Source organism: Delftia sp. NA_296.1 (assembly GCF_052692095.1).
Genome location: NZ_JBQZGF010000006.1, coordinates 118,210 through 143,181 on the forward strand (window position 1 = coordinate 118,210; position 24,972 = coordinate 143,181).

At 69.4% G+C, this 24,972-nt stretch carries 23 protein-coding genes; 6 read left to right on the forward strand and 17 right to left on the reverse strand.

All coding sequences use genetic code 11. The features are described from left to right. The first annotated feature begins 224 nt into the window (after positions 1 to 224). Both ACUTR7_RS16525 and tsaA read left to right on the forward strand, forming a co-directional pair. Positions 225 to 587, forward strand: coding sequence for a winged helix-turn-helix domain-containing protein (locus tag ACUTR7_RS16525; protein ID WP_013802017.1), 363 nt, complete (start codon positions 225 to 227; stop codon positions 585 to 587). Further along, positions 584 to 1,084 (forward strand): tRNA (N6-threonylcarbamoyladenosine(37)-N6)-methyltransferase TrmO, encoded by a 501-nt coding sequence (gene tsaA / locus ACUTR7_RS16530; protein ID WP_013802016.1) that lies wholly within the window; start codon positions 584 to 586, stop codon positions 1,082 to 1,084. The genes ACUTR7_RS16525 and tsaA overlap by 4 nt, the downstream gene beginning before the upstream one ends. 29 nt (positions 1,085 to 1,113) lie before the next feature. Here the strand turns inward: tsaA and ACUTR7_RS16535 are convergent, their stop codons facing one another. The 6 genes from ACUTR7_RS16535 to ACUTR7_RS16560 form a co-directional block, all read right to left on the reverse strand. Then, positions 1,114 to 4,500, reverse strand: a complete 3,387-nt coding sequence (locus ACUTR7_RS16535; protein WP_445609308.1) for an error-prone DNA polymerase — start codon at positions 4,498 to 4,500, stop codon at positions 1,114 to 1,116. Beyond that, entirely contained in the window at positions 4,493 to 5,992 is a 1,500-nt protein-coding gene (locus ACUTR7_RS16540; RefSeq protein WP_445609309.1) for a Y-family DNA polymerase, read from the reverse strand. The genes ACUTR7_RS16535 and ACUTR7_RS16540 overlap by 8 nt, the downstream gene beginning before the upstream one ends. Positions 5,993 to 5,998: 6 nt before the next feature. Then, positions 5,999 to 6,871, reverse strand: a complete 873-nt coding sequence (imuA, locus tag ACUTR7_RS16545; protein WP_013802013.1) for a translesion DNA synthesis-associated protein ImuA — start codon at positions 6,869 to 6,871, stop codon at positions 5,999 to 6,001. A 90-nt stretch (positions 6,872 to 6,961) separates the two neighbouring features. Then, positions 6,962 to 8,326 carry an HD-GYP domain-containing protein gene (locus ACUTR7_RS16550; protein WP_013802012.1) on the reverse strand — a complete coding sequence of 455 codons (1,365 nt, stop codon included), beginning with the start codon at positions 8,324 to 8,326 and terminating at the stop codon, positions 6,962 to 6,964. A 102-nt stretch (positions 8,327 to 8,428) separates the two neighbouring features. After that, the gene (locus tag ACUTR7_RS16555; protein WP_012206068.1) at positions 8,429 to 9,067 is read right to left on the reverse strand and encodes a 3-oxoacid CoA-transferase subunit B; all 639 of its coding nucleotides are present in this window, start codon (positions 9,065 to 9,067) and stop codon (positions 8,429 to 8,431) included. A 2-nt stretch (positions 9,068 to 9,069) separates the two neighbouring features. Next, positions 9,070 to 9,777 carry a CoA transferase subunit A gene (locus tag ACUTR7_RS16560; protein WP_013802011.1) on the reverse strand — a complete coding sequence of 236 codons (708 nt, stop codon included), beginning with the start codon at positions 9,775 to 9,777 and terminating at the stop codon, positions 9,070 to 9,072. A gap of 73 nt (positions 9,778 to 9,850) precedes the next feature. On the opposite strand from ACUTR7_RS16560, the gene ACUTR7_RS16565 reads away from it, so the two are divergent. Together ACUTR7_RS16565 and ACUTR7_RS16570 are read left to right on the forward strand one after the other, a co-directional pair. After that, entirely contained in the window at positions 9,851 to 10,393 is a 543-nt protein-coding gene (locus ACUTR7_RS16565) for a PAS and helix-turn-helix domain-containing protein (RefSeq protein ID WP_012206070.1), read from the forward strand. 264 nt (positions 10,394 to 10,657) lie between these two features. Beyond that, positions 10,658 to 12,109, forward strand: a complete 1,452-nt coding sequence (locus tag ACUTR7_RS16570) for a catalase (RefSeq protein WP_013802010.1) — start codon at positions 10,658 to 10,660, stop codon at positions 12,107 to 12,109. Between the two features lie 66 nt (positions 12,110 to 12,175). On the opposite strand, the gene ACUTR7_RS16575 is transcribed toward ACUTR7_RS16570, so the two are convergent. Together ACUTR7_RS16575 and ACUTR7_RS16580 are read right to left on the reverse strand one after the other, a co-directional pair. Beyond that, positions 12,176 to 12,616 carry a nuclear transport factor 2 family protein gene (locus ACUTR7_RS16575; RefSeq protein WP_445609310.1) on the reverse strand — a complete coding sequence of 147 codons (441 nt, stop codon included), beginning with the start codon at positions 12,614 to 12,616 and terminating at the stop codon, positions 12,176 to 12,178. Between the two features lie 47 nt (positions 12,617 to 12,663). Beyond that, positions 12,664 to 14,685: an oxidoreductase gene (locus tag ACUTR7_RS16580; RefSeq protein ID WP_445609311.1), complete on the reverse strand. Its 2,022-nt coding sequence runs from the start codon at positions 14,683 to 14,685 to the stop codon at positions 12,664 to 12,666. A gap of 159 nt (positions 14,686 to 14,844) precedes the next feature. Here ACUTR7_RS16580 and ACUTR7_RS16585 point away from each other — a divergent pair, with 159 nt between their 5' ends. Next, complete coding sequence (locus ACUTR7_RS16585; RefSeq protein WP_016446262.1) at positions 14,845 to 15,384, forward strand: PadR family transcriptional regulator; 540 nt, start codon at positions 14,845 to 14,847, stop codon at positions 15,382 to 15,384. A gap of 48 nt (positions 15,385 to 15,432) precedes the next feature. On the opposite strand, the gene ACUTR7_RS16590 is transcribed toward ACUTR7_RS16585, so the two are convergent. From ACUTR7_RS16590 to ACUTR7_RS16630, 9 genes are all read right to left on the reverse strand, one after another. Continuing rightward, positions 15,433 to 16,356 (reverse strand): SMP-30/gluconolactonase/LRE family protein, encoded by a 924-nt coding sequence (locus ACUTR7_RS16590; protein WP_445609312.1) that lies wholly within the window; start codon positions 16,354 to 16,356, stop codon positions 15,433 to 15,435. A 22-nt stretch (positions 16,357 to 16,378) separates the two neighbouring features. Continuing rightward, positions 16,379 to 17,278, reverse strand: coding sequence for an amidohydrolase family protein (locus tag ACUTR7_RS16595; protein ID WP_445609313.1), 900 nt, complete (start codon positions 17,276 to 17,278; stop codon positions 16,379 to 16,381). Positions 17,279 to 17,282: 4 nt separating this feature from the next. After that, on the reverse strand, positions 17,283 to 18,239 hold the full coding sequence (locus tag ACUTR7_RS16600; protein ID WP_445609314.1) for a tripartite tricarboxylate transporter substrate binding protein: 957 nt from the start codon (positions 18,237 to 18,239) through the stop codon (positions 17,283 to 17,285). 39 nt (positions 18,240 to 18,278) lie between these two features. Then, positions 18,279 to 19,283, reverse strand: coding sequence for a Bug family tripartite tricarboxylate transporter substrate binding protein (locus ACUTR7_RS16605; RefSeq protein WP_445609315.1), 1,005 nt, complete (start codon positions 19,281 to 19,283; stop codon positions 18,279 to 18,281). A gap of 70 nt (positions 19,284 to 19,353) precedes the next feature. Then, positions 19,354 to 20,286: an NAD(P)-dependent oxidoreductase gene (locus ACUTR7_RS16610; protein WP_445609316.1), complete on the reverse strand. Its 933-nt coding sequence runs from the start codon at positions 20,284 to 20,286 to the stop codon at positions 19,354 to 19,356. Continuing rightward, positions 20,283 to 20,969 (reverse strand): RraA family protein, encoded by a 687-nt coding sequence (locus ACUTR7_RS16615; protein ID WP_445609317.1) that lies wholly within the window; start codon positions 20,967 to 20,969, stop codon positions 20,283 to 20,285. Before ACUTR7_RS16615 ends, ACUTR7_RS16610 begins: the two co-directional genes overlap by 4 nt. A gap of 60 nt (positions 20,970 to 21,029) precedes the next feature. After that, complete coding sequence (locus tag ACUTR7_RS16620; protein WP_445609318.1) at positions 21,030 to 22,028, reverse strand: Bug family tripartite tricarboxylate transporter substrate binding protein; 999 nt, start codon at positions 22,026 to 22,028, stop codon at positions 21,030 to 21,032. After that, on the reverse strand, positions 22,025 to 22,960 hold the full coding sequence (locus tag ACUTR7_RS16625) for an amidohydrolase family protein (protein ID WP_445609319.1): 936 nt from the start codon (positions 22,958 to 22,960) through the stop codon (positions 22,025 to 22,027). The genes ACUTR7_RS16620 and ACUTR7_RS16625 overlap by 4 nt, the downstream gene beginning before the upstream one ends. 83 nt (positions 22,961 to 23,043) lie before the next feature. Further along, positions 23,044 to 24,045, reverse strand: coding sequence for a Bug family tripartite tricarboxylate transporter substrate binding protein (locus ACUTR7_RS16630; RefSeq protein ID WP_123693724.1), 1,002 nt, complete (start codon positions 24,043 to 24,045; stop codon positions 23,044 to 23,046). Positions 24,046 to 24,172: 127 nt separating this feature from the next. On the opposite strand from ACUTR7_RS16630, the gene ACUTR7_RS16635 reads away from it, so the two are divergent. Continuing rightward, positions 24,173 to 24,961 (forward strand): IclR family transcriptional regulator, encoded by a 789-nt coding sequence (locus ACUTR7_RS16635; RefSeq protein ID WP_416136096.1) that lies wholly within the window; start codon positions 24,173 to 24,175, stop codon positions 24,959 to 24,961. The last annotated feature ends 11 nt before the right edge of the window (positions 24,962 to 24,972 follow it).

Genomic DNA, 24,972 nt, shown 5'->3' on the forward strand with positions numbered 1-24,972 from the left:
GCCTCGCCAATGCACTCGCAGACGATGCGCAGGCAGCGGGCGCCCTGGCGGCAGCGCCAGCGCGCCGGCCCCGACGGCCCGTGTGCAGGAACGCCCTGCCAGAGCACCCCTTCGCTGTAGCGATCCATGCATTGCGTATTTCCCCTTAGCCCCTGTGACGGCGCAAGCCGTTGATTTCGCTTAACCTTGACGTTCGCTTTTCTCCTGTGCCAAGTCCTTTCCCCATGTCCTCCAAAGTCCAGTTCCGCCTGCGCGTATACAACGACAGCACCATTGCCATCGGTCCCGGCAAGGTGCAGTTGCTCGAAGCCATTGCCGAGGCGGGCTCCATCTCGGCTGCAGCGCGATCGCTGGGCATGTCCTACCGGCGCGCCTGGGTGCTGGTCGACGAGATGAACCGCGCGCTGCAGACGCCGGCCGTCAACACCAGCGCCGGCGGCGCCCATGGCGGCGGCGCCTCGCTCACCTCCACGGGCGAAGCCATCGTCAGGCATTACCGCTCCATAGAGACCACGGCGCGCATGGCGGCGGCGGCCGATATCGCCGCGCTGACACGCCTGCTCAATCCCCAGGGAACGAGCGCATGAGCGCGGCCGGCTCCACGGCGCAGGCCGTCGCCTGCCGCCCCATCGGCCATGTGCGCAGCCGCTTCACCGACCCGGTGGGCATGCCCATACAGACGGCGGGCGCGGCCGACGAGGCCGGGCGCGTGGAGCTGCTGCCCGAGTTCGAGGCCGGGCTGCGCGACATCGAAGGCTTTGACTACCTGATCCTCATCACCCACCTGCACCAGGCCGTGGAAAAGCTGGAAGTCGTGCCCTTCATGGACGACAGCAGCCACGGCGTGTTCGCCACGCGCGCCCCGGCGCGGCCCAACCGGCTGGGCCTGTCCATCGTGCGCCTGGTGCGGCGCGAAGGACTGCTGCTGCATTTCCTGGGCAACGACATGCTGGACGGCACGCCCGTGCTCGACATCAAGCCCTACGTGCCCAGGCTGGATGTGCGCCAGACCGAGCGCATAGGCTGGTTCGGCAAGCGTATCGACCAGATGCCCGACATCCGCGCGGACGACCGCATGGCCTGAGCCTGCAGCGGCAGCAACGGCAACAGCCCTCAGTGGAAATTGCGGCTCGCCACGCCGGCGCCGCCCAGGCGGCCCAGCCAGCGGCTCATGTCGCGGGCGCGGTGCACGATGAGATGGCGCACGGCGGGCACCTCCTGGCTGGCCTGCTCTGCAGGCGCTGGCTCGCCGCAGTCCTTGCCGCCGCCCCAGTCCGAGCTGCTTTGCCAGATGCCCTCCACCGCCAGCAGCCGCGCGCCCAGCAAGGGCTCGCCCCAGCGCGTGACGGTATCGGGCCAGACCACCAGGTTGACCGTGCCCGTCTCGTCCTCCAGCGTGATGAAGACCGTGCCCTTGGCCGTGGGCGGGCGCTGGCGCACGGTGACGATGCCGCAGGCCCGCACGCGCATGCCCGCCAGCGTGTCGCGCAGCTCCAGCGCCGTGCGCAGCCCGTGGCGGCGCAGGCGGTCACGCAGCAGGGCCAGCGGATGGCGGCGCAGGCTCAGGCCCGTGGCCGCGTAGTCGAACAGGATTTCCTCGCCCTCGGGCGCGGCGGCCAGTTGCACGGGCGCCTCGTGCACGGGCACGCCCGCAAACAGCGGGGGCTGTACCTGCAGGGCCGCCGCATCCCACATCTGCTGGCGGCGGTGGCCTGACAGGCCCTGCAGCGCATCGGCCGCCGCCAGGGCCTGCAACTCGGCGCGCTGCAGCCGGGCGCGCAGGGCCAGGTCCTCGGTGCTCCTGAACGGCGCCTGCGCGCGGACCTGCGCCACGCGCTCGCCCGAAGTCTTTGGCAACTGCGCCACCATGCACAGTCCCAGGCGCACGGCCGGCTGCGGCAGCTCGACGCCGGCAATGCGCTCATGCGGCGCCTCCAGCGTGCAGTCCCAGTCGCTGTGGCACACATCGACGGGCAGCACGCGCACGCCGTGGCGGCGCGCGTCCTGGATAAGTTGCGAGGGGGTGTAGAAACCCATGGGCTGGGCATTGAGCAAGGCCATCAGGAAACAGGCCGGCTCATGGCGCTTGAGCCAGGCGCTGGCATAGGCCAGCATGGCGAAGCTGTAGGCATGGCTTTCTGGGAAGCCGTATTCGCCAAAGCCCAGCATCTGGCGGAAGATGGCCTGGGCAAATTCGGCGCTGTAGCCGTTGGCCAGCATGCCGTCGATCAATGGGCGCTCGAAGCGGTGCACGCCCCCCTTGCGCCGCCAGGCGGCCATGGAGCGGCGCAGCTCGTCGGCATCGCCCGCCGAGAAACCCGCCGCGATCATGGCGATCTGCATCACCTGCTCCTGGAAGATGGGCACGCCCAGCGTGCGCTTGAGCGCCTTCTCGAGCGCGGGCTTTTCCAGGACCAGCTCGCCCCCCTGCCGCCGACGCTCTCGCGCCTGCAGATAGGGATGGACCATGCCGCCCTGTATGGGGCCGGGCCGCACGATGGCGACCTCGACCACCAGGTCGTAGAACACGCGCGGCCGCAGCCGGGGCAGCATGCTCATCTGGGCGCGGCTCTCGATCTGGAAGGTGCCCACGGTGTCGGCGCGGCAGATCATGTCGTAGGTGGCGGCGTCCTCCTTGGGAATGTCGGCCAGCTCCCAGCGCGGCCCGCGCAGCGCGGCGCGTGCCTTCAGGCTGCCGCGCAGCACGGTGAGCATGCCCAGGGCCAGCACATCGACCTTGAGCAGATTCATGGTGTCCAGATCGTCCTTGTCCCACTGGATGACCGAACGGCCCTGCATGGCGGCCGGCTCCACGGGCACCAGCCGCGTCAGCGGCCCGTCGGTCAGCACAAAGCCGCCCACGTGCTGGCTCAGGTGGCGCGGGCTGTCGCGCAGTTGCAGGGCCAGCTCCAGCCACAGCCGCGCACGCTGGGGCGACAGTTGCGGGCAGTCGTCGCCCAGCCGCTCGCGCAGCCGGGCCAGGCGCAGCAGCTTGGAGCGCACCCAGCCCAGGGCGGGGTCATCGGGTTCGGGCTCCGGCTCGGCCGCCTGGTCCTCGGCATCGCTGAACCAGTGGTGCTGCCGGGCCATGGCGTCGATCAGCGCCGCATCCACGCCCAGGGCCTTGCCCGCATCGCGCAGTGCGCCACGCGTGCGCCAGCAGCTGACCACGGCCGTCAGCGCCGCACGGTCACGGCCGTATTTTTCGTAGATGTACTGGATGACGGTCTCGCGCCGCGCGTGCTCGAAGTCCACGTCGATATCTGGGGGCTCGCTGCGCTCGCGGCTGATGAAGCGCGCCATCAGCAGCGTGGTCTTGTTCGGGTCCACGGCCGTGATGCCCAGGCAATAGCAGACGGCCGAGTTCGCGGCCGAACCGCGCCCCTGGCACAGGATGCCTTCGCTGCGCGCATAGCGCACGATGTCGTGCACGGTGAGAAAGTACATCTCGTAGCGGCATTCGGCGATCAGCTCCAGCTCATCCTTCAACTGCTTGGCGACCGATTCGGGAATGCCTTGCGGATAGCGCCCCGCCGCTCCCTGCCAGGTATGCCAGGCCAGGGTCTGGCGCGCGTCCATGCCGGGCAGCACGGTTTCCTGCGGATAGTGGTAGCGGATCTCACTGAGCTTGAAATCGCAGCGCGCGGCAATCTGCAAGGTTGCATCCAGCATGGCACGTGGATAGATGCCGCCCAGCCGCAAGCGCGAGCGCAGATGCCGCTCGGCATTGGGGTGCAGCTCGAAGCCGCACTCGGCCACCGTGCAGCCCAGGCGCAGCGCCGTCACCAGGTCCTGCAGCGGCTTGCGCGAGCGCGCATGCATGTGCACGTCGCCGCAGGCCACGCAGGACAGGCCCAGCAACCCTGCCACGTCCTGCAGGCTTTGCAGCCACAGGCTGTCGTCTGGAGCCAGCAGCAGCTCCACGCCCAGCCAGCAGCCCGGCCCCAGCTGCGCCACGGCGGCCTGCACGGCCTCGGCCATGGCGGGCACATCGCCGGGCAAAAGCTGCGCACGCTGCGGCACAACGATGCATTCGCAGCCTTCACGCAGCAGATGCCAGGGGCTGTCGGCATCGACCAGGTACTGGCCCTTTTCGGCACGGGCGCGCGCCGCGCTGATGAATTCGCAGAGGTTGCCCCAGCCGTTCAGATCGCGCGCCAGCGCCACCACGCGCAGCGGGCCCCAGGCGAATTCGCTGCCATGGATCAGGGCCATCTCGCAGTCGCGCGCGGCCTCGAAGGCCCGCACGGCGCCGGCCACCGAGCATTCGTCGGTCAGGGCCAGCGCCTGGTAGCCCAGGGCCTTGGCGCGCTGAACCAGTTGGGCGGGCGAAGAGGCACCGCGCAGAAAGCTGAAGTTCGACAGGCAGTGCAGCTCGGCATAGCCGGGCAGGCCCGGGCCCGATGCCATGCCGGACACCGGCCCGGTGGCCTGGGGCGGGGGCTGCAGCCGCTGCAGCTGCGGGGGCGGCGCCTCCAGCAGGATGTCCTGTTCAGCCATAGATGCCTTGCGCAAACCAGGCGGCGGGCGACAGCAGGGCCGGCATGCCTGGCAGCCGCTCCGATGCAGGCGTGCGCTCGCGGTAGATCCAGACATGGCCGACAGCCGCGTTGCTCGCCACGAAATAGTCACGCACGGCCAGCGCCGCATCGGCCTGCGGCTCTCCCCACCAGCCGGCCTCCAGCCGATAGGGGCCGGCCAGCAATTGCAGCGGCCCCTGCCAGCAGGGGCGGCTGCCCTGCAGGAGCAGCGGCTGGGGCGGATCAAGCAGCCAGGGCGGCAGCAGGCCCTGCCAGGGGTTGGCCGCCTTGCGCGCGTGCGCGGGCCGCCGCGGTGCCTGCGGGGTCTGCAAGGCCTCGCAGGCCGGGGTCCAGCGCTGCATGGCCTCGGGCCGGTGGTCCGATTGCAGCTGCGCCACCCGCACGCCCTGCGCACCACGGCGGGCCGAGACGCGCTCCACCCATTCATGCCAGGCCATGCCGCTGGCCGCGCCTGTCGAGCCTGCCGCCTCGCCCAGCGGCGCCGGGCCGGGCGCGGCCGGTGGCAGGCAACTGCCGGCATCGGCCGCGAAAGGCGCGGTGTCCAGCGCCACCAGCTCCAGCATGTCCGCAGGCGCGCGCCAGGGCGTGCGGGCCAGGCGTTCGCGCAGCAGGCGCTCCATGTGCTCCAGCGCCTGGGCGGGCCGGGCCGTGCGGATGTCCAGCGCTTCCCAGGCCGGCAGCTCCGTGCCGTCCACACGCCGCAGATCGTGGTGCCAGCGCAGTTGCAGGCCCAGCACGCCCTGATGGCGGGCCTGCAGCCAAGCCTGCAGCGCACGCAGCAGGGGCCGGGCGGCCTGCAGCAGGGCCTGGGCGTCGCTGGCCGGATAGCCCAGGTCGGCGCGCAATGCAAAGTGCTCGGGCAGCTCCAGCCAGTCCAGCGCATGAGGGCTGCTGCCATAGGCCTGGTCCAGCGCCAACAGGGCCGGCAGCCCGATGCGCCGCGCCAGGCCCGCGCGCGGCAGGGCGCGCAGCTCGCCCCAGCGGCGGCAGCCCATGCGCTCCAGGGCCGGCGCATGCGGCTCCAGTGCGGGCAGTGTCCAGATGGGCAGTGCGTCGGCAGGCGGCCAGGGCTGGCGCGAATCCGTACCCTGCATGCGCCAGCGCAGACGCGCCAGCGCCTGCCACGCCGTGGCGCCCCGGGCCCAGAACGGCATCCGGGGGCCGCCCGCCTGGCCGTCCTCGGGCTGCTGTTCGCGCAGCGCGCGCAGCAGGCCCAGCAGCATGGCCTGGCGACCGCCCCACAGGCGCTCCACGCTGCCCACCTCCATCAACGCCACGGCCTGCCCTGCCCCGTACCAGAGGGCCACGCGCGGCGTCCAGCGCAGGGCCCACCAGGCCTGCTGCGCGCAGGCACTGCCTTCGCCATCACTGTCGCCGTTGCCCTGGCCATCGCCCTGCGCGACATGCAGCGGCCAGGCGATCCAGTGCAGTGCTTGATTCGGCTGTGCCATGGCATCTCACCCCAGGGTGTGCGCTGCCGCCTGCAGGGCGGGCGCCTCGGCGGGCAACAGTTGCCCGTGGCCATGAAGCCAGCGCTGCGCCTCGTCCGCCTGCCGGGTGCGCCGCTGGGCCTGGGCCTGCAGCACGTCCTGCCAGGCCCAGTGGTGCAGCGGCAGCTTCAAGGGATGCTCCAGCGCAGGCCCCCGGCGCTTGAGCAACTGCACGCGCAGGCAGGCTGGCGTGCCGCCTTCGCCCGGCTCCCCCAACTCTGTCTCCACGCGCAGCCGCAGCGGCGCGGGCGAGGCCACCGTCTGCAGGGCGGCCGAGGCCTCGCGCCACAGCCACAGAATGCGCCCCTGCGCAGCGGCCGCCCATTGCAGCCGGCGCAGCGTGGCCATGGGCAGCCCGGCTGGCAGCCAGGCCAGCACGGCCAGCACGTCGCGGCAGCGCAGTGCCTGCTCACAGACCCAGGCCAGCCCTGCCCCATCGCCTGCCGGGTGGGCGCCGGGGTGGGTGTCGGCCTCCACGCAGCACAGCCGGTGCGCCGCCACGCCTGCCGCTTCCAGTCCCGGTGCAAAAGGCCTGCAAGGCGGCGCCACCAGCACCACCTGGCCCGCGCTGCGCTGCATCAGGGCCGCCAGGCCCGGCAGCAGCAGCGGCCACTCGGCATGGCCATGCGCGGGTTGCAGCAGCTCGACCATGGCACCCAGCGGCCAGCCCCCGCCCGGCAATTGCGCATCCAGCAGCGCATGGCCCGAAGGCTGAACGCGCTGCTGCAGCGCCTGCTGCCAGCCATCGCCACGCCACACGCCCTGCAACTGAGGCAGCACACGCGCCGCACCCGCCATGGGGGCGGGCTGCGCAGGTTGGGAGGCGTGGGGCGTGGTCATGGGGGAAATCTCAAATACTGTATGAATATACAGCACTCTTGATTTCCGAGAGATCCACGGATGTAAAAAAGCCGGGCAAGCCCGGCTGTCTCAGTGCGCTGGCGCTCTCGCTGCGCCGCCCGCTGGGGGTGTGGCGTCGATCTGCATGCAGGCTTCGCACCATTGCGCGACCGCTGTGTCCACGGCGTGGGTGCGGGCATTGATGGCGGGCCAGCGGCGCAGGCAGGCGTTGACGATGGCCTGCAGTTGCCACAGCGCCTCGCGGCTGAGCAGGGCCAGCTCGCTCATGCCCTGCACATCGTCCTTGAGGTAGGCCAGCAGGTCGGTTTGCTGGCTGGGATGCAGGCCGGCCTCGGCCAGCTGCTTTTGCAGGCCGCCGATGCTGGAGTCGATGTAGACGGCCGCCTGGTGGTCGGGCATGGCCTGCCAGCGCTCGGGGAAGGCCTGGCTGAACGTGTCCCACATCTGGAAGGCGGCAGACAGGGCGGCCACGCTGTGCGTGACCTCGGCCTGCAGCGGCGGCAGCGGCGTGCCCGGCGAGATCTCGTCGTACAGCAGCGGCAGCAGGATGCCGACCAGATCGGCCGGATAGCGGCGGTGGTTCATGCGCAGCATCAGCGACAGGCGCTGGCCAGGCAGGTCCTGGAATTTGTCGAAGAAGGCCGAGACCACCTCGGCCAGCAACAGGATACGGCCCATTTTGGAGATGGCTTCGCCATGCACGCCGCGCGGATAGCCCGTGCCGTCCATGCGCTCGTGGTGCTCGAGCACGGCCATTTCCACGTCCTGCGAATACGCGCCCGCGCCCCGCATGATGAGCATGCCCGTGACCGAGTGCGCCACCAGGTGCTTGCGCTCGGCGCCCGTGAGCCGGTAGTTGGGGTCGGTCCAGGCCGGGTCCATGTAGAGCATGCCCACGTCGTGCAGCAGGGCCGCCGTGGCCAGCGGGCCGCATTCACGCTCGCTCCATTCGCTTTGCAGCGCCAGGTAGATGGCCACCAGCATCATCTGCAGGCTGTGGGCGAACAGCTCGGGCCGCTGCTCGCGCATGACCGTGAGCTTGAAGGCGATCTGCGGCGGCAGCACCATCAGGCGCAGCGGCGCCAGCAGCCGGTCCGTGCCGCCCAGCGACTGCACCAGGCGGCGCATCAGGTCCACGGTCTCGCACTGCACCATGGCCTGGGCCTCGATGGCCAGCACGTCCACGCGGTTGTCCACGCCCAGGTGCTTGTCGATGGGGTCGCGCAGCTTGTGCTTGACCAGGCGCTCGTACATGTTGCCGTCGATGCGCGCACCCTTGTCCACGAGCTTGACGCCCTTGTCGTTGAAGATGGGCTCGCCGGTGACCACGTTGCAATGCTCGGCCATGTCGGTGACGGCGCGCAGGAAATGCACGCCCTCGTCCTTCCATCCCTGCGCTGTCGGTGGATTGCGCACGGCCGCGACATCCGTCATAGAGGCTCCCATTGGCTCGAAATCTGAAATATAAGCAAAAGAGCCCGCGCAAGGCGGGCTCTCGTTGCGCAGGCCTGCCAAGGCAGGCCGTGCACGGCAACATCAGCGAATCAGCGTCACGCCGGTCTTGGACTGGATGTCCTCGAAGCTCACTTCGGGGGCCAGTTCCACGAGCTTCAAGCCCTGCGGCGTCACGTCCATCACTCCCAGGTCGGTGATGATACGGTCCACCACGCCCACGCCGGTCAAAGGCAGGGTGCAGGCGGGAAGAATTTTGAGGTCGGTCGTGCCGTCCTTCTTCTTTGCCACATGTTCCATGAGCACGATGACGCGCTTGACGCCCGCCACCAGGTCCATGGCGCCGCCCATGCCCTTGACCATCTTGCCGGGAATCATCCAGTTGGCCAGGTCGCCCTTCTCGGACACCTGCATGGCGCCCAGGATGGACAGGTTGATCTTGCCGCCACGGATCATGGCGAACGACTGGTCGCTGCCGAAGATGGACGAGCCGGCAATCGTCGTCACGGTCTGCTTGCCGGCGTTGATCAGGTCGGCGTCCACGGCATCCTCGGTCGGGAAGGGGCCGATGCCCAGCATGCCGTTCTCGGACTGCAGCCACACTTCCTTGTCACCCGTGTGGTTGGCCACCAGGGTGGGAATGCCGATGCCCAGGTTGACGTAGAAGCCGTCTTCGAGTTCTTGGGCCGCGCGGGCGGCCATCTGGTCTTGGGTCCACGGCATGGTCAGGCTCCTTGTTTTTCTGTGATGGTGCGCTTTTCGATGCGCTTTTCGGGATTCGGGTTGTGCACGATGCGGTGCACGTAGATGCCGGGCAGGTGGATGTCGTCCGGTGCGATCTCGCCGACCTCGACCACCTCTTCCACTTCCACGATGCAGACCTTGCCGGCCGTGGCGGCGGCAGGGTTGAAGTTGCGCGCCGTCAGGCGGAACTGCAGGTTGCCGCTCTTGTCGGCACGGTGGGCCTTGACCAGGGAGACATCGGGCACGAGCGAGCGCTCCATCACATAGGTCTCGCCGTCGAATTCGCGCAGCTCCTTGCCCTCGGCCACCATGGTGCCCACGCCGGTCTTGGTGAAGAAGGCGGGAATGCCGGCGCCGCCTGCGCGCAGCTTTTCGGCCAGCGTGCCCTGGGGCGTGAATTCCAGCTCCAGCTCGCCGGCCAGGTACTGGCGCTCGAACTCCTTGTTCTCGCCCACATACGACGAGATCATCTTCTTGATCTGGCGCGTCTCCAGCAGCTTGCCGAGGCCAAAGCCGTCCACGCCCGCGTTGTTGGAAATCACCGTCAGGCCCTTGGCGCCGCTGTCACGCAGCGCGTCGATCAGGGCCTCGGGAATGCCGCACAGGCCGAAGCCGCCTACAGCCAGCAATTGCCCGTCGGCCACGACGCCCTGGAGCGCCTGCTCCGCGGAGGGGTAGAGCTTTTTCACACATGTCTCCTTCAGATTGGATGCGCTACGATACTACGTACTTGCATAGGTAGTTTTTCGTAAAGATTTGCCCATGGATATAGATTACCGGCTGGCGTTCGAAGCCGCCCCCGTCGGCCTCGTGATCTCGCGCAATCGCACCATGATCGACTGCAACCGCCAGGTCTGCGAGATGTTCGAGGCCTCGCGCGAGGTGCTGATCGGCCAGACCTTCCAGATCCTCTACCCCAGTGCCGACGAGTACGAGCGGCTGGGCGCGCGCATCGCGCCCATTCTCAACGCCCGGGGTTTCTACTCGGACAACCGCATCATGAAGCGCGCCAACGGCGAAACGTTCTGGTGCCATGTCACGGGCCGCACGCTGGACCGCAGCGACCCGCACGCATCGGGCATCTGGAGCTTCGAGGACCTCAGCGCCCACCGTCCCGTCAAGGCCGAGCTCACGGGGCGCGAGCGCGAGGTGGCCGCCCGCCTGCTGGAGGGGCTTACCTCCAAGGAAATCGGCCGCGCCCTGGCCATCAGCCACCGCACGGTGGAGATCTACCGCGCACGGCTGATGCGCAAGTACGGCGCCTCCACGGCCGCCGATCTGGTCCACAAGCTGGTCTCTGGCTGACAGGGCGACGGCCTACACGGGCCGTATCCGCCCGCGCAACACAATGCCTTGGCAAAAAGCATGCCCGGCACGGCGCATGCGGGAGGCGGTGAAATTTTTTGGCTATGGCGCAGTTGAGATTTGCCAATCGCCAAAGCCTTGCCGCATCCATAGAACGAAACAACAATAAAAGCAATTCGATAGCACGCAGCTATTGATTTTCCAAGCGCCGCGCTGCCTGCGTGCAAGCCGGCGCCGCTACCACCCCTCGATCAAGGAGAGACCATGACCCACAAGCTCACCACCGCCGCAGGCGCCCCGGTTGCCAACAACCAGGACTCGCTCACGGCCGGCCCGCGTGGCCCGATGCTGCTGCAGGACCTGTGGCATCTGGAAAAAATGGCCCACTTCAACCGCGAAGTGATTCCCGAGCGCCGCATGCATGCCAAGGGCTCGGGCGCCTTCGGCACCTTCACCGTGACGGGTGACATCACGCGCTACACCCGCGCCAAGGTGTTCTCCGACATCGGCAAGCAGACCGAAGTGTTCGCGCGCTTTTCCACCGTGGCCGGCGAACGCGGCGCGGCCGATGCCGAGCGCGACATCCGCGGCTTCGCCGTCAAGCTCTATACCGAGGAAGGCAACTGGGACCTGGTGGGCAACAACACGCCGGTGTTCTTCTTCCGCGACCCGCTCAAGTTCCCCGACCTGAACAAGGCCGTCAAGCGCGACCCCTACACCAACCTGCGCTCGCCCGAGAACAACTGGGATTTCTGGACCGGCCTGCCCGAGGCGCTGCACCAGATCACCATCGTCATGAGCGACCGGGGCATTCCGCGCGGCTACCGCCACATGCACGGCTTCGGCTCGCACACCTACAGCTTCATCAACGCCAGCAACGAGCGCCACTGGGTCAAGTTCCACTGGGTCTGCCAGCAGGGCATCGAGAACTTCGGCGATGCCGAGGCCGCCGCCGTGGTCGCCTCCGACCGTGAAAGCAGCCAGCGCGACCTGCTCGAAGCCATCGAGCGCGGCGAGTTCCCGCGCTGGAAGCTGTGCGTGCAGATCATGCCCGAGCATGAAGCCGAGACCTACCGCTTCCACCCCTTCGACCTGACCAAGGTCTGGAGCAAGAAGGACTACCCGCTGATCGAAGTGGGCGTGATGGAGCTCAACCGCAACCCGCGCAACTACCACGCCGATGTGGAGCAGGCCTCGTTCACGCCGGCCAACCTGGTGCCGGGCATCGGCCCCTCGCCCGACCGCATGCTGCAGTCGCGCCTGTTCTCGTATGGCGATGCCGCGCGCTACCGCCTGGGTGTGAACCACCACCAGATCCCCGTGAACGCGCCGCGCTGCCCCTACCACGCCTACCACCGTGACGGCGCCATGCGCGTGGACGGCAACTACGGCGGCACCATTGCCTACGAGCCCAACACCAAGGGCGAGTGGCAGGAGCAGCCCGCCTTCGCCGAGCCGCCTCTGGCCCTGCACGGTGCGGCCGACCGCTGGAACTACCGCGAGGACGATGCCGACTACTTCACCCAGCCCGGCGACCTGTTCCGCCTGCTCACGCCCGATGCGCAGCAGCGCCTGTTCGAGAATACGGCGCGCAACATCGCCGGTGTGTCCGAGCACATCGTGCAAAAGCACATAGCGCACTGCACCCAGGCCGACCCCGCCTACGGCAAGGGCGTGGCCGATGCCATTGCCCGCCAGAAGGCCGGCACGCTCTGACCGGCTGACGCCCACGGCAAAACGCCCCCGAAACTTCGGGGGCGTTTTTCATGGCGCGCCCTGCCCTCAGGCCACGGCCTTGAAGGCGGGAAGCTTGTCGCCCAGCCGCTTGCCCATCTCCGTGCCCAGGGCCTGCAGGCCGCTCATGGGGCGCACCATGACCTCGAATTCCCGGATCAACCCCTGCTCGTCGAAACGGATGAAGTCGATGCCCTTGAGGTTCTTGCCGCCCACGCTGGCGCTGAACTCCAGCACCACGTCCAGGCCGTCATCGCCGGCCATCTGGCGGTGGTAGGTGAAGTTCTCGAACACCTGGACCACGGTGGACAGCGCCAGCATCAGCGCGGGTGCCGAGGCATAGGGCGTGTTCGCCATGGGCGAGCGGAACACTGCATCGGGATGGACGATGGTGTGCAGCTCGCCCAGGTCGCTGGCGGCAACCATGCGATGCCACAGCTCCAAGGAGCGGGCGACTGCGGGATAGGCGTTCTTCGGGGGCTGGGACATGCTTGTCTCCTGGTGGTTGAGGTGGAAAACGGAATCGGGCGGCGCCCTCAAAGGCTGGCCGCCAGCGTGGTGCCTTGCAGAATGGCGCGCTTGGCGTCGAGTTCGGCCGCCACGTCGGCGCCGCCGATCAGATGCACGCTGCAGCCCGCCGCGCTCAGGGCCGCATGCAGCTCGCGCTGCGGCTCCTGGCCCGCGCAGAGCACGACGTTGTCCACCTCCAGCAGTTGCGGCTGGCCGTCCACGGTGATGTGCAGCCCGGCGTCGTCGATGCGCTCATAGGCCACGCCCGAGCCCATGGCGACGCTGCGCGCCTTCAGCGAGGTGCGGTGTATCCAGCCCGTGGTCTTGCCCAGTTGGTCGCCCACCTTGGTGGACTTGCGCTGCAGCAGGTGCACGCGGCGCGGCGAGGGCTCGGCCTGCGGCTGCGCCAGGCCGCCGGCCCGGGCGTAGTCCGTGTCTATGCCCCACTCCGCATAGAACTTGCGGGGCGCCACGGCGCCGCTGTCGCCGGCATGGGTCAGGTACTCGGCCACATCGAAACCTATGCCGCCCGCGCCGATGATGGCCACGCGCTCGCCCACGGGCCTGTCGCCCTGCAGCACGTCCAGATAGCCGAGGACCTTGGGATGGTCCACGCCGTCGATGGCGGGAACGCGCGGCCGTATGCCCGTGGCCAGCACGATCTCGTCATAGCCGCCCTCGATGAGCTGGGCGGCCTCCACGCGGTGGCCCAGTCGCAGCGCCACGCCGCCCAGCTCCAGCTGGCGGCGGAAATAGCGCAGCGTCTCGTGGAACTCCTCCTTGCCGGGCACCTTCTTGGCAATGTTGAACTGCCCGCCGATCTCGCTGGCCGCATCGAACAGCGTCACCGCATGGCCGCGCTGCGCGGCGGTGACGGCGAAGCTCAGGCCCGCCGGGCCGGCGCCCACCACGGCGATGCGCTTGGCGGCGGGCGCAGGCGCAATCACCAGCTCGGTCTCATGGCAGGCGCGCGGGTTGACCAGGCAGGAGGTGATCTTGCCGCCAAAGGTATGGTCCAGGCAGGCCTGGTTGCAGGCAATGCAGGTGTTGATCTCGTCGGCACGGCCCTGGCGTGCCTTGCGCACGAAGTCGCCATCGGCCAGCAGCGGCCGGGCCATGGAGACCATGTCGGCATAGCCCTCGGCCAGCAGGCGCTCGGCCACTTCGGGCGTGTTGATGCGGTTGGAGGTGATCAGCGGGATGCCCACCTGCCCCATCACGCGCTGCGTGACCCAGGCATACGCGGCGCGCGGCACCTTGGTGGCGATGGTGGGAATGCGCGCCTCGTGCCAGCCTATGCCCGTGTTCAGCAGCGTGGCGCCCGCGGCCTCGATGGCCTGGGCCAGCGCGATCACTTCCTCCAGCGTGGAGCCGCCTTCCACCAGGTCCAGCATGGACAGCCGGTAGATGATGATGAAGTCCGGCCCCACACGCTGGCGCGTGCGCCGCACGATCTCCACCGCAAAGCGCATGCGGCCCGCGTAGCTGCCGCCCCATTCGTCATCGCGGTGGTTGGTGCGCGCCGCAATGAACTCGTTGATCAGATAGCCCTCCGAGCCCATGATCTCCACGCCGTCGTAGCCCGCATGGCGGGCCAGGGCTGCGCAGCGCACGAAGTCCTCGATGGTCTGCTCCACCTCGTCGCCCGTCAGCGCATGCGGCACGAAGGGGTTGATGGGCGCCTGCAGCGCGCTGGGCGCCACCAGCCCGGGCTGGTAGGCATAGCGGCCGAAGTGCAGGATCTGCATGGCGATCTTGCCGCCCTCGCCATGGACGGCCTGCGTGACGATGCGGTGCTGGTCCGCCTCGTGCTCATTGACCATCATGGCGCCGCCCTTCATGGGCCGGCCGCGCTCATTGGGGGCAATGCCGCCCGTGACGATCAAGCCCACCTCGCCGCGCGCCCGCTCGGCGTAGAAGGCGGCCATGCGCTCGAAGCCATTGGGCGCCTCCTCCAGGCCCACGTGCATGGAGCCCATGAGCACGCGGTTTCTGAGCGTGGTGAAGCCCAGGTCCAGTTCGGCATTCAGGTGGGGGTAGTGGGTCATGCCTGTCTCGCTTTTTATGCAACTGATTGCATGAATGTAGTCAGCCTCCTTTATTTATGCAACTGGTTGCGCAAAAAATTGCAGAAATGACTGCAGCGCTTGGCCACACCTCCATGCACGCCCGTAAGATGGCGCCCAGCGCCAGTCCCTTTGTTGCCGATGTCCCTGCCACACGCCCTTCTCACCGCCTTGGTCGAGCACCCCTGCTCGGGCTCGGAACTTGCCGAGCGCTTCGACCGCTCCATCGGCTATTTCTGGAATGCCACGCACCAGCAGATCTACCGCGAACTCGCCCGGCTGGAAGAGGCGCAATGGATCGAGGCCCTGCCCGCCGAATCCGGCCGGGGCCGCAAGCGCCAGTACCGCATCCTGCCCACGGGCCGCAAGGAGCTCAAGCGCTGGGTGGCCGAGCAGGAAGACCCCAAGCCGCTGCGCGAGGAATGGATGGTCCGCCTGCGTGCCGAGGCGGTGGTGGGCCCCTGCGGACTGCAGGACGAAGTGCAGCGGCTGCTGGCACTGCACCAGGCGCAGCTGGACGTCTACCAGCGCCTGGAGCAGCGCGACTTCCTGGACAAGCCGCCCACGCGCGAGCGGCGGCTGCAGCACCTGGTGCTCAAGGCCGGCATACAGCAGGAGCAGTTGTGGATAGGCCTGCTGCAGGAAGCCCGGGAGATCCTGGACATGCCGGCCAGGCCCTGAGGAACGGTTGCGACGACTGAGACGGCTGAGAAGGTCGCGACGGCCGCCTCAGCCCTTGTTCAAGCCGTGCAGCACCAGCCCCGGCGCCTCCAGCCGGGCACGCAGAATGCGCCCGTGCGTGGAGTCCGTCACATACAGCGTGCGGCGGTCCGCGCCGCCAAAGGCCTGGTTGGTGAGCGAGCTTCCCGGCACGCCACGCAGCACCTGCACGGGCTCGGCGCGGTGGTTGAGCACCCACACCAGGCCCAGGCCCGGGTTGGCCACCAGCAGCCGGCCCTGTTCATCCACGGCCAGCCCGTCGGGGCCGCTGGGGCCGTAGGAGGTGAAGAACTGCCCCACCTTGGCCACGCTGCCATCGGGCAGCAGGGGCACGCGCCAGACGCAGTTGCCGCGCGTCACGGCCAGGTAGAGCACGCGGCCATCGGGCGACAGCGCCACGCCGTTGGGGCTGGGCACGTTGGCCAGCAGCAGGTCCAGCCGGCCGTCCGGCCGCAGGCGGTACAGGCGGCCGCTGGGATCGTGCAGGCCACTCTGGCCCTGGTCGGTGAAGTAGAGGTTGCCTTCGGCATCGAAGACCAGGTCGTTCACGCCCTTGAAGCGCTCGCTGTTGCGCCTCTGCAGATAGGGGCTGATGCGCCCCGTGGCCACATCCAGGCGCATCAGGCCGTTCTTGTAGTCGGTGATCAGCAGCGTGCGCTCGTCAAGGAACTTCATGCCGTTGGGCTCGCCGTCGTACTCGGCCACCAGGGTCCAGGCGCCTTGCGGATCGATGCGGAAGACGCGGCCCCAGGGAATGTCGGCCACGTACAGATGGCCGGCCGCGTCGAACACCGGCCCTTCGAGGAAGGAGTCGGTCACGGCGCCGCTGCGGTTGGCATCGGCCCAGTCGCTGCGCTCGGGGCGGCGCAGGGCGTCGGGCATGGTGGTGAACGATTCGAGGTCGCAGACCTGGGGGGCTTGCAGCAGGAACATGGTGTCTGTCTTTCTTGGAGTGTCAGGCCGCGCCGTCGAAGCCATACAGCCTTGCGGGGTTGTCCACCAGGATGCGGTCCATGGCCTCGTCCGTGCCGGCCCATGCCTGCAGCAGGTCCACCAGGTCGGCGTCATTGACGGAGCCCGGCGCCTCGGTGGTGTGCGGCCAATCGCTGCCCCAGACCAGGCGCTCGGGTGCGGCGCGCACCAGGTCGCGGCCCAGCGGCAGCGTGTCGGCATAGGAAGGGCCGCCCACCGATGAACGCATATAGGCGCCGGAGAGCTTGACCCAGGTGTTGCCACCATCGAGCAGCCGGCGCAGCGCGGCATGGGCCGCGCCCTCCACGCCCTCCATGCCTTCAGCCGGGTCGATGCGGCCCAGGTGGTCCACGACCAGGGGCACGGGCAGCGCGCCCAGCACTGGCGCCAGCGCCACCAGCTGTTCGGGCTGCACAAAAATCTGCACATGCCAGCCCAGCCGTGCAACCCGGTGCGCCAGCGTGACCAGCATGTGGGCCGTGGTCTCGCCCCAGGACTGCGGCGAGACAAAGTTCACGCGCAGCCCGCAGACGCGGTGCGCGGCCAGCCGGTCCAGCTCGGCATCGGCCACGTCGTGGGCGACCACGGCCACGCCGCGCGCCACATCGCCCAGGCGCTCCAGCGCATCCAGCGTGCAGGCGTTGTCCGTGCCATAGGTCGAGGGCGTGACCACCACGGCGCGCGAAGTGCCCAGGCGCTGCTGCAGTTGACGGTACATGGCCACGTCGGCCTGCGGCGGCGTGCGCGGCCAGTGCGGCGAGGGCGCAAAGCGCGCATCGAAGATGTGCATGTGGCTGTCGCAGGCCAGCGGCGGCAGCGTGCGCAAAGGCCGGTTCGTGCCGGCCGAATGCGCAACGGCGATGGTCGATGCGTTCATGGCCATGCGCTCAGTCCAGCACGATGGCGCCCTTGCGCACCACCTCGCCCCACTTGGCGTCTTCCTTCCGGAGGAAGGCCGCGAACTCGGCCGGCGTCGATGCCATGGGCTGGGCGCCCAGGTCGCTCAGTCGCTGGCGCACCTCGGCTTCCTGCAGCACCTCGGACAGCGCCTGGTGCAGGCGCGCGGCCACGGGCTCGGGCGTGCCCGTGGGCAGGAAGATGCCGTTCCACTCATAGGCCTCGTAGCCGGGAATCACGGTCTCGGACACGGTGGGCACATCGGGCAGGCGGGCCGAGCGCTGGGGCGCGGCCACGGCCAGGGCGCGCAGCTTGCCGCCCGTGACCAGCGGATAGGTGGCCGCCATGGTGCCGAACATGAAGTCCACCTGCCCGCCCATCACATCGGCAATGGCCGGCCCGCCGCTCTTGTAGGGCACATGGACCATGTCCAGCTCCAGCCGCTGGCGAAACAGCTCGGCCGCCAGGCGCTGCACCGTGCCGCTGCCGCCCGAGGCGAAGTTGATCTTGCCCGGCTGCGCCTTGGCCCTGGCCGCCAGGTCCGCCACGCTGCGCACGGGCGAGTCGGCCTTGACCACGACCACATTGGGCATGAGCAGCACCAGCGACAGCGGCTGCAGCGCGCTGCGCGCATAGGGCAGCTTGGCAAACAGATGCGGGTTGATGGAAAACGGCGTGGCGTCGTAGAGCACCGTGTACCCGTCGGCGCGCGCCTTGGCCACCTGGCTGGCGCCAATCGTGCCGCTGGCGCCGGGCCGGTTGTCCACGATGATGCTGGTGCCCAGCCGCGCGCCCATGCGCGTGGCCAGCAGGCGCGCGGCCGCGTCGGCGCCGCCGCCGGGCGCATAGGGCACGACAAGGGTGATGGGACGCTCGGGAAAGGCGGCCTGGGCCACGGCGGCGGCCAGGGCGCAGGCCGCGATCAGGGTTCTGGCAAGGAATTTCATGGCTTGTCTCCAGATTTTTTCGAGGGGGCGGCGGCCGAATCAATCCGCCTTCAGGTTCAGTTCGCGGGCGATCTGCGCATAGGACGCCGCTTCGCTGGCCACGCGCTGCGCGAAGGCGCTGCCGCAGCTCGACTCGGCATCCATGCCCAGGCCATGCAGCTTTTCCGCGGCCGATGCGCTCTTGGCAAACTCCACTGCCACGCGCTCCAGCGCCTGGGCCACGCTGTCGGGAATGCCGGCCGGCGCGAGCACGCCATACCAGACATCGGCCGAGTAGTCGCCACCGCCCGCTTCTGCAAAGGTGGGCACCTGGGGCAGCAGGGACGCGCGTTTGGGCGAGGCCACGGCCAGCGCCGTGAGCTTGCCGCTGCGCACCTGGGGCAGCACCGAGCCCAGCGTGGCGAACGAGCTGTCGAGCTGGCCGCCCATGAGGTCGGTCACCACGGGCGCCGCGCCCTTGTAGGGCACGTGGTTGAGCTTCAGGCCCTTGGCCCGCGCAAACATCTCGGTGGCGAAATGGCCCGAACTGCCCATGCCCGCCGTGCCGGCCGTGACGCTGCCGGGCCGGCTGCGCGCCTGGTCCATGTACTCCTGAAGGCTGCGCGCCGGCATGCCCGGCCCCACGACCAGCACCGTGGGGCTGCTGGCCACCGTGCACAGCGGCCGGAACGAGCGCACCACGTCGAACTTCACGCGGCCCTGGTACAGCGCCGGGATCATGCTGTGGTTGGTGGCGCCGAATAGCAGGGTGTAGCCATCGGCCGGCGCACCAGCCACGGCCTGCGCGGCCACGATGGTGTTGGCCCCGGGCTTGTTGTCCACCACGAAGGGCTGGCCCAGCGCCTTGCCCGCATGGTCGGCAAAGGCGCGCGCCACCACGTCGGTGGGGCCGCCCGCCGCAAAGCCCACGACCAGCCGCACGGGCTTGGCCGGATAGTCCTTCTGCGCCAGCGCGGGCTGGGCGCCCAGCGCGGCCAGCCCCACGGCGGCCAGCAGGCCGCCGCGCAAGGCCAGGCGGCGGACCTCTTGGAAATTCCTCGACATCGCTTGTCTCCTCAAATCACATGCATGCACATGCATCGGCCAAGGGCGCGCACGGCGCCCCTGCCCTGGCTCAGGCGCCGGCCGCCGCAGGCACGCGGGCCAGCACCTCCAGCACATTGCGGGCCGCGCCCACGCCCATGTTCACGTAGGCATCGCCGGTCACGCCGCCGATATGGGGGCTGAGCACGAAGTTCTTCTCGCCCTGGAACGGATGGCCGGCCACCATGGGCTCCACCGCAAAGCTGTCCAGCCCTGCAGCCGCCACCTGGCCCGAGCGCACGGCAGCCAGCAGCGCGGCCTCGTCGATCAGGCCGCCGCGTGCGGTGTTGACCACGATCACGCCGCGCCTGCAGGCCGCCAGTGTGGAGGCGCCGAGCATGCCCCGGTTTTCCTCGGTCAGCGGGCAGTGCAGCGAAATCGCGTCGGACTCGCGCCAGATGGTTTCCAGGTCCACGGGCTGCACGTAGGCGGGCAGGTTCTTTGCGAAGGGATCGAAGCCGATCACGCGCATGCCCAGCGCATCGGCCATGCGCGCAAAGCGCAGCCCGATGGCGCCCAGCCCCACCAGGCCCACGGTGCGCCCGCCCAGCTCCAGGCTCTTGTGCGTGGCCTTGTCCCAGTGGCCTGCGTGCATGCGGGCATCCAGCGCCACCACCGACTTGGCGCAGGCCAGCAGCAGGGCCAGTGCCTGCTCGGCCACGGCCGCCGCGTTGGCGCCGGCCGCAGCCACCACGGCAATGCCGCGTTCGGCGGCGGCCACCTTGTCGATGGTGTCCGTGCCGCTGCCGTGCTTGGAGATCACGCGCAGCGAGGGCGCCGCGTCCATCACGGACGCGCCCACCTTGCCGTAGCGCACGATGATGGCCACGGGATCATGGGCGCGGCACAGCGCGACCAGGTCCTCTTCGGTGGGCGTCTTGCCCGCATAGACGATCTCGTGCTGCGCCAGCAGGTCCAGCGCCTGTTGCGCCAGATCGGCGCCGGTGACGATGATGGTGCTCACAGCGATTCCCCTTCCTTGAGCACGCCGGCCGCGCGCAAGGCGGCGGGCAGCCATTTCGATGCGGTGTCGCCGCGCGCAATGGCCTCGATGCGGGCGGCCTCGTCGGCCACCTTCTTCACGGCCAGCTCCAGCATGGCGGGTGCCTTGGCGCGCTCGATGACGACCACGCCATCGGCATCGCCCACCACCAGGTCGCCCGGGTGAACCGTCGTGCCACCAGCGGAGATGGCGTGGTTGATGCGGCCCGGCACGAACTTGGTCGGGCCTGCGGGATTGAAGCCTGCGCTGAACACGGGGAAGTCCAGCTCCAGCAGCTCCAGCCGGTCGCGGATGGCGCCGTCCACGATGACGCCGGCCAGGCCCAGCTTCTTGCAGGCGCTGAGCATCAGCGTGCCCATGAGCGCCGCCGCCTGGTCGCCCTTGCCGTCGATGACCAGCACGTCGCCGGGCCGGGCCAGCGCAATGGCGGCGTGGATCATGAGGTTGTCGCCGGGGCGCACCTCGACGGTGAAGGCCGGGCCGGCCACCTTCATGCCCTGGTGCACGGGCGCCACGCGCGCATGCATGGTGCCGCGGCGGCCCGCCACGTCGGCCAGGATGGCGGCCTGAAAGCCTGCTGCGCGTTGCACGACTTGGGCGTCCACGCGCTCTATGTCACGGATGATTTCTGGGAGTTGGCTCATGGTGGTTGGTGGTTCAGTGAGGTGGGGAGGAAAGAAAAAGAAGGGGAAATGCCGAAGGCCTCACTCGGCCTTGATGCCGGCCTCGCGGATGAGTTGCGCCCATTTGGCGGAGTCGGATTTCTGCAGCTCGCCCAATTGCCGGGGCGTGCCGCCGACCAGGGTCACGCCCAGCCGCTCGGCCAGCGCCAGGACGGCCGGGTCCTTGAGCGCCTGGCCGATCTCCTGGTTCAGGCGCTGCACGATGGCGGCCGGCGTCCTGGCCGGCGCAAAGACGGCCTGCCACTGTTCGACCACGAAGTCGCCGATGCCGGCCTCGGCCATGGTGGGCACGTCAGGCAGGGCCTTCAGGCGCTCTGCCGAGGTCACGGCCAGCGCGCGCAGCTTGCCGCCCTGCACATGGGGCAGCGCCGCGGCCACGGGGGCGAACATGAACTGCACCTGGCCCGCCAGCGTGTCCTGCAGCGCGGGCGTGTCGCCCTTGTAGGGCGCATGGATGAAGCGCACGCCGCCCTTTCTTTGCAGCAGCTCGCCCTGCATCTGCAAGATGGTTCCGCTGCCGCCCGAGGCAAAGGCCAGCTGGCCCGGCTGCGCCTTGGCGGCGGCCAGCAGATCGGCCACCGACTGGAAGGGCTGGGCCGCGCCCACCACCAGCAGATGGGGGATGGTGCCGATGGTGATGACCGGCTCGAAGCCCGCAATCGGGTCATAGGGCAGCTTGCCCATGAGGTGGGGCGCGATCGCCTGCGGGCCGATGGAGGTGCCCAGCAGCGTGTGGCCGTCCGGTGCCGCCTTGGCCACGTAGGCCGCGCCGATGGTGCCCGTGGCGCCCGCGCGGTTGTCCACGATCACGGTGCTGCCCAGGGCCTTGCCCAGTTGCAGTGCCACCTGGCGGCCCAGCACATCGGTGCTGCCGCCGGGCGGGTAAGGCACGACCCAGGTGATGAGCTTGCCTGCCGGCCATGCGGGCTGCGCGTGGGCGGCGGCGCTGCACAGCGCCCCCAGCAGGGCGGCGCCGCCTGCGGCCAGCAGTGCGCGGCGCGCGGGATGGAAGGTGTTCATGATTTGTCTCCTGCTTGTGTGCAAAGCGATGTCGGCGCTGCGGTCTCGAAGCCGTACAGCGCCCGGGGGTTGTCCACCAGCACGCGCTGCAGCGTGGCGGCACCGCCGGCATGGGAGGTCCAGTCGGCCAGGCGGTCGATCTGGCGGGCGTCATCGGGCAGGGGCTGCATGCCTGCCGAGGCGCTGACATGGGGCCAGTCACTGCCCCAGAGCACGCGCTCGGGCGCGCAGCGCAGATAGCTGGCGGCCAGGGCATCCAGCGCCGGGTCTTCGACCGACTGCAGCGCGCTGACGATGTAGCCGCCGGACAACTTGACCCAGGCCCGGCCGCCCTCCAGCAGCTCCAGCAGCAACGCATGGCCCGCATGGCGCCCCGCCTGCACCGGGGCGATGCGGCCGAAGTGGTCGAACACCAGCGGCACCGGCAATTGCCGCAGCACGCCGGCCAGGGACGCCAGCAGGTCCGGCGCCATCAGCAGCTGCAGGTGCCAGCCCAGCGGCGCGATGCGGCGGGCCAGCGGCGCCAGCAGCTCGGCCGTGCCCGTCACGCCAAGCGACAGGTTCATCCGCACGCCGCGCACGCCCAGGCCGTGCAGGCGCTGCAGCTGGTCATCGCTTTCGCTGCCATCGATCACGGCCACGCCCCGCGCCTGCGGGCCGAGGGCGGCCAGCCCGTCCAACATGCAGCGGTTGTCGCTGCCGTAGGTGGACGGCGTGACCAGCACGCAGCGCGAGGTGCCCAGGCGCCGCTGCAGCGCGCGGTAGTCGCCGGCCGAGGCATCGGGCGGCAGCAGCCGCGCGCCCGGGGTTGCCGGGTAGCGGCCGTCATAGACATGCACATGGCAGTCGCAGGCATCCGGGGGCAGCACGGCACGGGGCCGGGCGCTGCCCTGCGAGAAACGGACGGGCACGGCAAGGCTGTCGCAGTCCATGGCGAGATCTCGATGGAGGAAAGGAAAGGAAGGGAGGTGGGAGCGAGAAGGAAGCGAAAGGGCTGGCGCCCCTGCCCCCGGGCTCAGTCCAGGCTGGCGCCCGAGTCCTTGACGATGCGTGCCCAGCGCGGCACCTCGGCGCGCAGCAGCGCGGCGAACTTCTCGGACGAGCCGCCCAGCACCTCGCCGCCTTCGGAGCGCAGCTTCTCGGCCACCTCGGGCACGAGCAGCGCGTCGTTGATGGCCTTGTTCAACTGCTGCACGATGGCCTGGGGCGTCCCGGCCGGGGCCAGCACGCCGAACCAGGTGACGGCCTCGAAGTCCTTGTAGCCCGACTCGGCCAGCGTGGGCGTCTGCGGCAGCTGGTCGGAGCGCTTGAGCGAGGTCACCATCACCGCGCGCAGCTTGCCGTTGCGCACCTGGCCCAGCAGCGTGGGTACGGCCGACATGTAGAAGTCGATCTGCCCGCCCACCAGGTCGGTCATGGCCTGGGCCGCGCCCTTGTAGGGCACATGGCGCAGCTTGATGCCGGCCGCGTTCTCGGCCAGTTCGCCGGCCAGGTGCGCCACCGTGCCGTTGCCCGAGTAGCCCAGCGTGAGGCCGTCGGGCTTGGCCTTGGCGGCCTTGACCAGGTCGTCAAAGGTCTTGTAGGGCGAGTTGGCGGGCGCGGCCATCACGATGGGCGCGGAAGACACCAGCGCCACGGGCACCAGGTCCTTCAGCGGGTCATAGGGCAGCTTGGCGTACAGCGAGGGGTTGATGGCCAGGTTGCTGGTCTGGCCCATGACCAGGGTATGGCCGTCCGGCGCGGCCTTGGCCACGGCATCCACGCCCAGGTTGCCGCCGGCGCCGGGCCGGTTGTCCACCACCACGGTCCACTTGTTGTGGTCCGCCAAGCGCTGGGCCACGGTGCGCGCGATCATGTCCGTGCCGCCGCCGGGCGGAAACGGCACGACCAGGCGGATGGGCTTGCGGGGATAGGCGTCCTGGGCCTGGGCAGCGCCCATGGGCACGATGGCGGCAACGCCAACCAGGGCGGCAAGAAGGCGTGCGTTGAGGCAACGCGAAAGCGAGGGAATCGGCATGGCGGTTTGTCTCCGTTTGTTGTGTCCAACGCCCGCATGGCTGCGGTGCGTGGGACGAACTTTATGAAAACGTTTCAACCCATACAATGCCGTTTCATACAGCGCAACCAATTGCATGCCTTGCACCATGAACAAGCCCCCCAGCACCCCTTCCCCGGCGCAGCCACCCGATGACATGGCCAGCCCGGCCAAGGACGGCGGCGTGATTGCCGTCACGCGTGCCTTGCAGTTGCTTGGCGCCTTCGCCCTCGGAGAGTCGCACCTGTCCCTGGCGGAACTGAGCCGGCGCTGCGCGCTGCACAAGACCACGGTGCTGCGGCTGGCGCGTACGCTGGCGCAGTCGGGCTTCATGGTGCAAAGGGACGATGGGGACTGGCGCCTGGGCCCGGCCGCAGGCTGGCTGGGTGCGCGCTACCAGGCGGGCTTCGATGTGCAGAACGTGCTGGAGCCCGCGCTGCGCGCGCTCACGCAGGCCAGCGGCGAGAGCGCGGCCTTCTATGTGCGCGAGGGCAATGTGCGCACCTGCCTCGTGCGCGTGGAAGGGCCGCAGGCGCTGCGCCACCATGCGCGCATGGGCGAGGGGCTGCCGCTGGACCAGGGCTCGCCGGGGCGCGTGATCCTGGCCTTTTCAGGCGAACCGGGGCCGGTGTACGAGCAGATCCGCCAGCGCGGCTACCACTGGTCCATCGGCGAGCGCGAACAGGGCGTGGCCACGGTGTCGGCGCCGGTGTTCGGCATGCACTGGCGGCTGATGGGATCGGTGTGCATCTCCGGGCCGGCATCGCGCCTGCCCGAGTCCCGGCTGGAAGCCATGGCGCAGACCGTGGTGGCGGCGGCCAACCAGCTGTCCTATGCGCTGGCGGGCAGCGCCAGCACACAGGCCCCTGTGGTGCGCGCCAGCCAGTGGCACCCCTGAGACCCCCTTCC